Source organism: Cellulomonas carbonis, assembly GCF_014636275.1.
Taxonomy (GTDB): domain Bacteria; phylum Actinomycetota; class Actinomycetes; order Actinomycetales; family Cellulomonadaceae; genus Actinotalea; species Actinotalea carbonis.
In genome coordinates this window covers 1-540 of sequence record NZ_BMEB01000055.1, presented here as the reverse complement: position 1 = coordinate 540, position 540 = coordinate 1, and the positions used below count along the sequence as shown (strand labels likewise).

The following is a 540-nucleotide window of genomic DNA, read 5'->3' as shown; positions in this document are numbered from 1 at the left end:
GGCACCGAAGCCGATGCCGACGGTCGCGTCCCGGTCATCCCCGTCACCTACATGAACTCCTCGGCCGCGATCAAGGGCTTCTGCGGCCGCAACGGCGGAATCGTGTGCACCTCGTCGAACGCCGAGGTGGTTCTGGAATGGGCGTTCGAACGCGGGCAGCGGGTCCTGTTCTTCCCCGATCAGCACCTGGGCCGCAACACCGCGGTGAACATGGGCATCGGTCTCGACGAGATGCCGCTGTGGAACCCCGCCAGGCCAATGGGCAACAACGACGAGCAGACGCTGCGTGAGGCTCGGGTCATCTTGTGGCAGGGATTCTGCTCCGTGCACAAACGCTTCACCCCCGCCCAGATCGACAAGGCCCGCACTGAGCACCCGGACGTGCGCGTGATCGTTCACCCCGAATGCCCGCGTGAGACCGTCGAGGCCGCCGATGAGGCCGGATCGACCGCGTACATCACGAAGGCCATCGAACAGGCGACCGAACCGACGACGTTCGCCATCGGCACCGAGATCAACCTGGTCCAGCGGCTGGCCGCC

1 protein-coding gene is annotated in these 540 nt (G+C 66.1%); it reads left to right on the top strand.

Features of this window, described 5'->3' with window-relative positions; genetic code table 11:
* Positions 1 to 540: quinolinate synthase NadA (gene nadA, locus IEV86_RS17670; RefSeq protein ID WP_188484855.1), on the top strand; the 540-nt coding region annotated here is incomplete at both ends.